Here is a 10,735-nt window from a genome sequence, read left to right as displayed (position 1 = left end):
ATAAAGGCAGCGTTTGGCAGGGCTTGCGCCATACGGATATTATTCTCACCATTTTGGCTACGGTGACCTTCATCGACCATGACGATGATGTTTGGACTGTCGTTATAGCACTCATCATACTTAATGGCTGAACCAAACTTGTTAATAATGGAGAAGATAACGCGTTCATTACCGTGACCTATTTGCTGCGCCAGACGGCGACCAGAGGTTGCCATGGCATCGGATTTATCGCGATCACTAAGCACACCACCAGAAGCAAAGGTTTGACTAAGCTGAGTTTCTAGATCGACACGGTCGGTGACAACAATGACGCGGCACTTGGCCAGCTCTTCTAACCAAATAAGTGCTTTGGAGAAGAACACCATCGTAAAGGACTTACCACTGCCTGTGGTATGCCAAATGACACCGCCCTCACGACTACCTTTTTCATCGAAACTGCTGATACGTTCAATCAAAGCTTTGATGCCAAAGACTTGCTGATAACGAGCAACGATTTTGCCCACTTTTTTATCAAACAAGGTAAACATGCGCGTCATCTCAAGCAGACGCTCAGGCTGCAAAAGGCTGATAACTAAGCGGTCTTGGTCGGTGACGACTAGATCACCGCCAGCAATCAATGATTTATATTCATCTTTAATAGAGGCAGGACGATCACCAAACAAATTATCAATCTGCTTAGGACTGAGCGTTTGGTTCTTTAAACGATGAAACTCAGGCTCAGAGATTTCTTCTTCTACCCATTTTGCCCAAAATTTCTCAGGCGTACCGCAAGTAGCATACAGACCATCATTACCATTGACCGCTAATAATAACTGGCTATAGGCAAATAGATGCGGTATTTCTTTTGGCTTTTGATTGCGAATATGCTGGGACACCGCTTGAGCGTTGGTCGATTGCCACTCTCTACTGGAATCAGGGCGCTTGGCTTCGATCACTGCTAGTGGTAGACCATTCACAAAGCAGACGATATCAGGTCTACGACTACTCGTACCCTCGCTATTGAGTACTACCAGCTCTTCGGTAACGTGAAAGCTATTATTATCGATGTTATTCCAATCTATTAGCGCGATGGTCTGTGAGGTCTTTTTACCATCAATAAACTCAGTCACTGTCACGCCATAGAGCATGGCGTTGTATAGCGCCTCGTTTGCAGCCTGCAACCCTAGATTCATCGCTGGGTTTAGCTCATGCATGATCTTATCAATGGCGCTGTCTGACAAATGATGCGGGTTGCCTTCAAACATAAAAGTCTGCTTGGTTAAAAACGCACGCATGATAGGCAGTAATACAACTTGGTCAGTAGCCTTATTTGAAGCTACTTTTGAGCGCATGGCATTGCATTGATTGGGCGAAATAAACTCGTACCCCAAGGTGGTAAGCAAGGTTAAGGCAGGGATTTTTGAGCTGAATTCCTCTTGGAAGTTAATGCTAGGATTGGTCATATTTACCCATTTTAGACATAGCGTTTGTTTGGTCTTATCGATTGTAACTGATAATGTCATAAAAAAGGCAAAGAAGAACCGCCAATGTTGCGTGTTACCCAAAGGGCTTAGCTTAGCGTGGCGGTGATGGCAGAGTCAGCTTTATAGTTACTTTACGACTCATCTTGATTTTCGATGGCTTGTGTCCTATCAGCAGATATATCAAACACTGATTCTTTCGTTAAATACACGTCATTAAAATCAGGATTTTCATTCAAATACTTCTCAATTTTCTCAGAATTTTTCATTTCAGAAAAAATATTTAGAAATAAAAATGAGCCCCATAACATCACTATAATATAGATAATGATGACAATAGCAGAACCTATATCATCTTTAGATAAAATATTAGTAGAGTCTGTCATAAGCAAAAAGCTTATAAGGTATAACGTTAAGAATGTTGCTATAGCAGACAATACTAAGAAGAAAATACCAGAGAATATTCCAAACAATTTTTCAAATTTATTTATAGAAACTTTAAGTCGATTATCCTCGTAAGATAGATGAATTTTAGATCTCTTAAAGTTAGATAAGGTTATACTCCCCTTTGAATACTCATATAACTGCAATATAGCATGACGTAAATAAAAGTCTAACCTCATGCCTGTAGACTGATAAAAGTAGTCCTCGGCTATTTGCTTTTGTATACTCTCGCGAGTTAGTGAGTCTAGATATGGTGATTCTAAAGACTTTTCTTTATCTCTAATACTTCTTCGGCGAGCGTACGAAAATGTATCCATAAACTCTCTAAGCTTCTGGGGGTTTAGCAATATCCTTATCAAAGTAATTGAAACTATGATTACTGGTGCCCATACACCAAAACTATCATAAAGCTCTTTAAAGCTCTCTACATTCATTGATTTTCTCTTTTTTTAATCGATGCGCTGACACGCACACTACGCTTCTATCTATTCGATGATGCATTAATAATTTCATGTACCCCAGGCATAGTTGGACTAGAATCACCTGAGATAAGCCCTGTATCTGCTCGGCTAAATAAAGCTTGTAATACAATACTGCGTGCATCGGTATCAAAATCATCTTTTTCATGAGTTAACGATAGATATAGATAGGTCAATTGCTCTCGCTCTTCTGCATCACGTTGCAAATGGTAAGAACTAAATACCAGTTTTGAAAGTGCTTTTATAGCAAAGGCATAGACTGACAGAAGGGTAATAAATAGAACAACCCCTTGTAGGCTGTCTATACTTATAGTAGTAGTCTGAGCATTTATCCACGTATAAAATAGAACACCAAAAATGGCAAGCCCAACAGCAACGAACCCTGAAAGAATTAGCGCCCACCGATTTCCTAGTTTTTTATAGTCTTCAGCTTTCTTACTCCAGTAACTTGCAGCAGGCTCTAACCTTAGTTTCTCCTTGTAAGTTTTTTCAAGACTTCCAATTTCTTCACGCCAAGTACTGAACTGTTTATTACAATCTCTCATTAGAACATCTGAGTTTTCCTTAAATTTTTTCTTGGAACTGTGAAGCTCTTTATACAAATTATCTCTCGTATTAAGAATCCTTTCTTTCAATTCGTCAATAGATTCTTCTTCGAGCGTTATTCTTTTTTCCAAATAGCTCTCACCCTGCATTTGAAACTCATAAGATAATAGAGCACCTTTGAAAGCGTCTAAATTGCTTAAGTTAGTAAATCTAGGCTTTTCAAAGAAAGCTTCGAAAAAACTGCTTGCTGTCACTACACCATAAGCTCTGAATATTTCGAGACCTTTTTTGCAGAATACATGTTCAGACCACACCCAGCTCTCGTTCTGTAAAGAGTAGAAAGTCTGCTGAATACTACTTATAGCTTCTTCAACTTCAACTTCTTCGTTATGATTATTATCAATCCATAAACCAACGAACTTGAGTTTGAAATTTTCATCTAGGTCTTTAAAATATAGTCCAGAGCTGATAATTGAATATAACAAAGGCCTTTCTGCTGTCCGAATAGCATGTCCTTGTACAACCTCTTCAATATGCATTCTGTCTTCAGCTGTGAGATGATCTTCAATTTTCGTCCAAAAATCTCTTTCTAAGGCTATAAAATCTCTCAATTTGTATAAAGTATTAAAAGCGAACTTTTCCCCAGTTGCATCTTTAAATGAAAAATCTATTTCTCTATCTTGAACCTTTCTAGGGTTGTTTAGACTAAGATCGTTTATATCCATCAAGCCACCTCCCCATCAACCACCACCCTTTTCTTACCCGTCAACAAAACCTGCATCAGCGCCTTTTTCTCTTGCTGAAAATCAGCCAATTGCTGCTCAAGCAATTCAATTTCTTTATCGGCATTGGTTAACACGGTGGCGATTTTTTGTTGTTCCTTAAATGTAGGCATATTGAGCGTAATAGACTTTAAAATACTTAAGTTTAGGCCTCCTCGTCCACCCGCCCCGGTAGACATTGCTCTTAATTCTTCATACCTACCATCTAAATTGAAATATAAAAAGTCATGATCTAAAATATCTTGATGAGGCATAATTGCTGCAATGGACTGGTTTGTACAAAGCCTTATTCTATTTATAGCTATAGTTCCACGAGTTTTGCCTTGACCAGCTAAAGCTATTAAGATGCTATTAGTAGGTATGATTTTGGTACTTGAGTTATCTAATCCAGCCTGAGTAATACGCCCTTCAACACTAAAAACTTGTTTTAAATTAACTTCACCTGAATTCATCCAAGGAATTTCGCCGCCCCAGTATTCAGGTTTTTTGGTACTTGGTGTCCCGCCTGCTGTTAAGTCAGCACAACTTCCTAATAGAACCTCTTCCCACTCACCCTCAAACCGTTCCCCCGACTCATCAAGCAAACGCTTTTTACCCGTCAACAACTGCTGCATCAAAGCTTTTTTCTGTTGGGTACTATTGTCAATCAAACGCTCAGTGGTGCTAATCGCTTTATCCCAAGTCGATAAAATTTTGGCAATTTTCTGTTGTTCTCTAAGTGGAGGGACAGGTAATTTTAAAGACTTAATTATTTTAACAGTTAATTGGGGTTGTGCTGAACCAAACGCTGCCGAGTCTATCTGTCTCGAAATTAACGAAGATTTGCTCAAAGCATAGAAAAAATCACTTTCTAATTCAGAGTTTGAGCAGCCCAGTGTTACCATTCCTGAATTTATTCTTATATTTTCAAAATTAACTGTATGATCGTAATATGCGAACTGACCAACTGATCCTCTAGTCGTAAGTACAATATCACCTCTTTTTACTACTCCTTTCCTAAGTTTTGTATGTTTTTCTCTTGAAATAAACTGTGTATCTAAAAAAGAAAATCCATTTTTTGTCACATTTTTGGCACTTAAAAAAAGGCAGTAACCTGAATCGAAAAACTCTGACGACTTAGGATACTCTTTCCCTCGGTCACCATCGGTTACAGTAATCTTAGCTTGTTCAAGAGTTTTGACTTCCCACCCCTTAGGCACCATAACCCAACTCCTTTAAAAACCCTGCCATCTCAGTCTCTAAACTCTCCAATTCAGCCTTTAACTCAAGACGCTCAGTACGCACCGCGTCCAAATCAATCTCCGCCTCTTCCTCAAACGTATCGACATAGCGTGGAATGTTTAGATTAAAGTCGTTTTCTTTAATTTCATCAAAGCTCGCTAGATACGCATATTTATCGACACTTTCTCGCGCTTTATACGTCTCAATGACTTTAGCAATATTGTCTTCAGTCAGCTGGTTCTGGTTTTTACCGGATTTAAACTCATTGCTGGCATCGATAAACAGCACGGATTCATCAACTTTACCACTGACAGGATCTGTTTTATTCTTCTTAAAGATAAGAATAGCGGCTGGAATCCCCGTACCAAAGAATAGCTTTTCAGGCAAACCAATCACCGTATCGAGCAGATTTTCTTCGATAAGCTGCTGACGGATTTTGCCTTCACTAGACGCACGGAACAGCACGCCATGCGGTACGACCACACCCATACGTCCAGTGCTTGGCTTAAGCGTTTCGATCATATGACTGATAAAGGCATAGTCGCCCTTGGTCTTAGGCGGTACACCGCGATGAAAGCGACCATAGGGATCGCTACTGGCATCCTCATGACCCCATTTATCCAGTGAAAACGGCGGATTGGCGGTCACCACATCGAACTGTAATAAGTGCTTGCCGTCCTTGTCGAGTAGCAGCGGATTACGGATGGTATCGCCCCACTCGATACGGTGGTTGTCCTCACCGTGTAGGAACATATTCATCTTGGCCAGTGCCCATGTCGAGCCAATGGCTTCTTGACCGTATAGCGCATACTTCTTAGAATTTGAGTTTTTGCGTACCATCGCCCCACACTTAATGAGTAGCGAGCCTGAACCACAGGCTGGATCACAGATCTCATCACCTTCAACAGGCTCAAGGATAGTCGCCAGTAAGTTAGACACTTCGGGCGGCGTATAGAACTCACCCGCCGTCGCCCCACTACTGGCAGCAAAATGCTTGATTAAATATTCATAAGCATTACCAATCACGTCTAAGCTACCGACACGCTCAGCGGAGAGGTTCAGAATATCTTTGCCAAAATCTTCTAATAGGTGGCGTAGTAGCTCGTTCTTTTGCTTTTCTTGACCGAGTTTATCGGTGTTAAAACTAATATCTTGGAAGACGTTTTTGAGCTTCGTACCGTTGGCTTCTTCGATAGCGTGTAGCGCCTCATCGATGCGCTGACCATTGCCCGGCTGATGACGCTGCTCGTATAAGTCCCAAAAGCTGGCACCTTCAGGCAATACAAAACGCTGCTTGGACATCATGGCGTGGATCAGCTCGGGGTTGTCGCCAAACTGTTCGACCAGCTTGTTGTATTCATCGCGATAGACGTCAGACAGGTACTTTAGGAACAGCATGGTCAAGATGAAGTCTTTATAAGTATCGGCGCTGATGACCCCGCGAAAAGTATCGCAGGCGTTCCAGACGGCTTTATTGATGTCGTCTTGATTGATTTGGGTAATATGACTGGCAGTACTGTCGGGCATTGGTTATTCCTTAACGCGCTGGAAAATTGCTGGTTATTATAGTGAGGTAATGATAGCAGGGTCTAAGATGATTGGCAGATGTCATTGCTGAAAAATTCGATTATATCAATTGCATAAGGGCACTAAACAGTATCGCACAGTGGATTAATAATATAGTTGAGGTCAACTTTTATTTGATAGTAAATAAGAACGGCAAGCAAAGGTCGTTTGCTTGCCGTTCTTATTAAGAGTAGAGATGAGTAAAAAACTCTAAGGCTAGTTCGAATTAAATCACTACCCTACAAATATTTTCAAAACTCTTTAACGTTATAACCGTATTTTTTCGCTGCTTCTTCGATTGCACCCTTATAGTTATGGCAAGTATGCAAATATAGCTCGGTGTCTGGTATAAGTACGCCTGAAATAGATCCTTCTGGATTAATAGGCGGAACGGTAACCTGACTATCGAAATCACTTTGTATAGTAGGATTTTTGATAGAGCAGGTCACATAGACATTATGAAAATTATGATTCCATGTTATTTTTTTTGAATTGTAAGGTCTAGTGCCACCAACAAGCTTCAATTTTACTAATGTAGTCTGAGGGGTTTTTTTTAAGATCTCAAAACTCATCACTTTACCTAGTCCACAAGGCTCTCGATAACAAGACTCAGAGATGGATCCTTTTTGTACACCCTTATGGTTGAAATTAGTATTGGCAGCATTAGTATCAAATGCAAGCAGTCCTAGAGATAGTACTATTAAGCTTATTGAAGACTTCATTAATTCGATTCCATTAATTTTTATTTAGCAGATTTTTACTTAAGGCTGAGGGACTTGGTCTTTATCGTAGTAATAATCCGATATTTGAAAATCTCTAATTACTTGGTTAGGTTTTAACGCTACAGGTTCGGGAGAGTGATTGTCACAAGTCACATCAAGAACTGTTGCACTACAATGGCTGTATAGTGCACCCACCTTTCTATATAGACCTTCAGGGTCATCGACATTGGTGCCTAGTCTATCTTTTGTCCATGAAAAGAAAACATAAGTGGCAGGTGCAGGTAACTTTATTTTATATTGGGGTGCACTATCTGGAACGTTGACAGAGTATGTTTTTCCCGATTTTAAATCTCTCGCATAGACAGTCATCTCTGGCGTGTAATCAGAAGGATAGTAAGGCTTACCGTATACTGTTGCCATATTCGATTTAGTCGAGACAGGCTTTGCAATAGCAGTATTTGATAATGGAACTATTGATAATACAATTACTGGTAATAGTTTTTTGATTATAATCATTCGCTTAAATATCTATTTATTAAGTTCAGTGTAAGTATCTTAACTAAGTAGTATGATTTATGATCTGATTACTACTTAGGTTGACACTCAATTGGTGTTCTTCTGAGAACAAAAATGAGCTAACTTTGACTTATAGCAATAGTAGCTATATTCGTCACTACCATCAGTAAGCCGACTGAAAAAAGCATCTCTCATGTAAGTCTTATATGATTTCCCATTGAGGAAGTCACCATCATCAGAGGTCTCAATATCATAATTTTTATCATTTATTCGATACGTAAGAACACTTAGTCCAGCCCCTCCCCAATCACTTACCATACAAGGTGTCTTAAAAGACATATTGTCCTGTTTATCTACACCATAACAGATTGTCATTTTATCTGTTGTTGGCCGCGATGAGGCTTGGTTAGTACTTAAAATACAAGCCATTGCTAAAAAAGCTTTAACCACTTTCATTGAATATTTCAATTATGTATCCTTTCAATTTTTAACTTATTTTGACAATCTCACTATAGCTTTCTGGTAACATTCTAGCAATACAAATTTACAGTGGAAATAGAGTAAAGTTTAGTATTATTCGGTCATTGAAACTTCAATTCTAGTGGCTAAACAAAAATTTCATTGAGGCGCTACCCTTCTAAATACTACCATTCAAGGTTTAAAAAGGTTAATGACAGCCTCATTGAACAATTATACTGTCAGGTTTTTTCAATAAAATTTTTAATTAATCCAAATTAAAGTTGATAACATTAGTTACAATAGATCAGTAAATATCATTACTATTAGTGACCAATATAAACTGGGTAATGAAGTCAAAAACTCTGTTATTAAGTAGAAACAACTGTAAAGGAAAAACATGAAAATTGACGCAGATGTCTTCAGCATTAAAGATCTTGATAAGTATTACTTTGTAGTACCAGACTATCAGAGAGAGTATGTTTGGGAGGCAGATAAACATATTTATCAATTTTTAGTTGATATCGACGAAGAGTTTGATGTTCATGCTATTGAACAGCAGAGCTATTTTCTAGGCTCAATTATCATTGTAAAAAAAGACAATAAATATGATGTTATTGACGGTCAACAAAGGCTAACTACAATCGTACTCTGTTTGTGTGCCATGCGTAATATCTTAGAATCACTAAATAATAAAGAGCCACTATCTCGTATGAGTAGCAATATGCTTGATATCACAAAAAACTGGCTATACACATTTGATATGAGAGCAGAGACAACTATGCCACGTCTAGAGCTGCAATATGATGATAGCAATGGTTACTTAGATACAATGATTCAAAAGCTTAAATACGAGAATGAAGTTACCAGCTCGATTGATAAGATGAAAAAAGCTTATGATCGTATATTGGAACATTTCGAAAGTTACGTTCAACAAGATATCAAAATCTTTGAGAAATACGTTAAGTACTTTCTAACTAGCGTTAATATAGTAGTGATTGAATCAGATAACCTTGGCAGTGCTTTAAAGATATTTGAAACCATTAACCAGCGTGGTGCTGGTTTAAACGCTATGGACTTAGTGAAAAACCTACTGTTTAGCAAAGCTAAAGATTATGACTTTGAAATTATCAAGGCTAAATGGAAACAAATCACTACCGATCTCCAAAGTTGTGATGAAGGGGATAAACCGCTACGCTTTTTAAGGTATTTTATGATTGCCCGTTACCATAACGGTATCATTCGAGAAGATGGTCTATATTCATGGATTATTTCAAAAGAAGGTAAACAAAAACTGCAGTATGAAGACAGACCTCTCTATCTAGTTAATGAAATGGCTATTGCGTCTAAACGTTATAGCTACTTAGTTCAAGCGACCAATAACGATAGTCACGAAGCTGGTATCAACAAATACCCTAATGTAGTTAATATTGGTTATATTAATAAGCAACGCTCGCGACAACATCTCATCCTACTGATGGCATTGGATTTAAACTGTGATGATGAAGTGATCAACTATCTCGCCCAACAAATAGAAAGTTTTTTATTTTTTGCGAATACACTTAGAATGCAAACGAAAAACTATGAAAAACGATTTACAGACTGGGCTATCAAGCTACGAGGCAAAGATACTGTAGTAGAAGTTGCTGGATTCGTTGACGAAGCTATGACACCTTTCTTACGAGTTTATTTATCTGATTTTAAAAATAATTTTTTACAGGTCAAACATTACGATTATAACCCACAGTATAGAGAGCGTTATGTCTTAGGCTGCCTCAACACCGAGATATCTAAGCAAGCGGGACTAACACCCCTTAGTCAAGAAAATATACAAAAGCTTCAAATTGAGCATATCCTTCCGCAAACTTTGACCAATTTAGATGTAAGTAATGAATTTAATGAAGAAGAACGTGACAAATATACTGCTATGCTAGGAAATACCACACTACTTGAGAGTCAAATCAATCAAGCTATTAATAGTCATAACGATTTATCCACTGATTGGTTTGGAATGAAGCAAGCAGAATATATACACTCCAGCTTTGTGCTGACCAAGCTATTGAATGATCAATATACTATCGGCAAAAACACTGGTCTAAATCGCCTAAAAAATAAGCTAAACTTTCAGTTTGATAGGTGGACTAAGGCATCTATTGAGCAAAGACAGAAAATACTAATGGAGCTAGCCTTGGATCACTGGCAGCTTAATGGTAAGCGTCTTGATGAATACGATAAGGCAAGCACTGTAGAGAATGTGGAAGGGTAAGTACAATTTTTGCGTAATTAGTAAAAAGCCTTCTAGCTGTTAGCTAAGGGGCTTTTTTTATGACGTAAATAGTCGTTAGTTAAGCTTTAATTAAGCCAACATTTTGAACTAATAAATCTAGTGAAGTGTATGCAAGAGCACCGAGACTTTTAGTATAAGTACAATAATATTGAAGATGAGCAATCACGCAAGATGGAGTTTGCCAACTAGGGTTTCGCTAAATGAAGCTTAGAAGAAGTTTCATCACCTCTCATAAGTCAAAATACTGATGCTGTAT

9 protein-coding genes are annotated in these 10,735 nt (G+C 38.4%); 1 reads left to right on the top strand and 8 read right to left on the bottom strand.

Going from position 1 to position 10,735, the window contains the following annotated elements; genetic code table 11:
* From ACQKCP_RS12990 to ACQKCP_RS12955, 8 genes are all read right to left on the bottom strand, one after another.
* A partial coding sequence (locus tag ACQKCP_RS12990) for a type I restriction endonuclease (protein ID WP_427612616.1) occupies positions 1-1,502 on the bottom strand: 1,502 nt, incomplete at its 3' end.
* 92 nt (positions 1,503-1,594) lie between these two features.
* Positions 1,595-2,338 (bottom strand): hypothetical protein, encoded by a 744-nt coding sequence (locus ACQKCP_RS12985; RefSeq protein ID WP_404643658.1) that lies wholly within the window; start codon positions 2,336-2,338, stop codon positions 1,595-1,597.
* Between the two features lie 47 nt (positions 2,339-2,385).
* Positions 2,386-3,654, bottom strand: coding sequence for a DUF6161 domain-containing protein (locus tag ACQKCP_RS12980; protein ID WP_427612615.1), 1,269 nt, complete (start codon positions 3,652-3,654; stop codon positions 2,386-2,388).
* Complete coding sequence (locus ACQKCP_RS12975) at positions 3,654-4,913, bottom strand: restriction endonuclease subunit S (RefSeq protein ID WP_427612614.1); 1,260 nt, start codon at positions 4,911-4,913, stop codon at positions 3,654-3,656. Before ACQKCP_RS12975 ends, ACQKCP_RS12980 begins: the two co-directional genes overlap by 1 nt.
* Positions 4,903-6,459: a type I restriction-modification system subunit M gene (locus tag ACQKCP_RS12970; protein ID WP_427612613.1), complete on the bottom strand. Its 1,557-nt coding sequence runs from the start codon at positions 6,457-6,459 to the stop codon at positions 4,903-4,905. Before ACQKCP_RS12970 ends, ACQKCP_RS12975 begins: the two co-directional genes overlap by 11 nt.
* A gap of 290 nt (positions 6,460-6,749) precedes the next feature.
* The gene (locus ACQKCP_RS12965; RefSeq protein ID WP_427612612.1) at positions 6,750-7,220 is read right to left on the bottom strand and encodes a hypothetical protein; all 471 of its coding nucleotides are present in this window, start codon (positions 7,218-7,220) and stop codon (positions 6,750-6,752) included.
* Positions 7,221-7,259: 39 nt separating this feature from the next.
* Positions 7,260-7,640 (bottom strand): hypothetical protein, encoded by a 381-nt coding sequence (locus ACQKCP_RS12960; RefSeq protein WP_427612610.1) that lies wholly within the window; start codon positions 7,638-7,640, stop codon positions 7,260-7,262.
* A gap of 183 nt (positions 7,641-7,823) precedes the next feature.
* Positions 7,824-8,204, bottom strand: coding sequence for a hypothetical protein (locus ACQKCP_RS12955; protein ID WP_427612609.1), 381 nt, complete (start codon positions 8,202-8,204; stop codon positions 7,824-7,826).
* A gap of 388 nt (positions 8,205-8,592) precedes the next feature.
* On the opposite strand from ACQKCP_RS12955, the gene ACQKCP_RS12950 reads away from it, so the two are divergent.
* Complete coding sequence (locus tag ACQKCP_RS12950) at positions 8,593-10,458, top strand: DUF262 domain-containing protein (RefSeq protein WP_427612608.1); 1,866 nt, start codon at positions 8,593-8,595, stop codon at positions 10,456-10,458.
* Positions 10,459-10,735: the final 277 nt, after the last annotated feature.

Origin of the sequence: Psychrobacter sp. NPDC078631 (assembly GCF_050268165.1) — a bacterium.
In the GTDB taxonomy this organism is placed as follows: Bacteria; Pseudomonadota; Gammaproteobacteria; order Pseudomonadales; family Moraxellaceae; genus Psychrobacter.
Note: the sequence above shows the minus strand (reverse complement) of the source record. Positions and strands in the feature narration are given on the sequence as shown.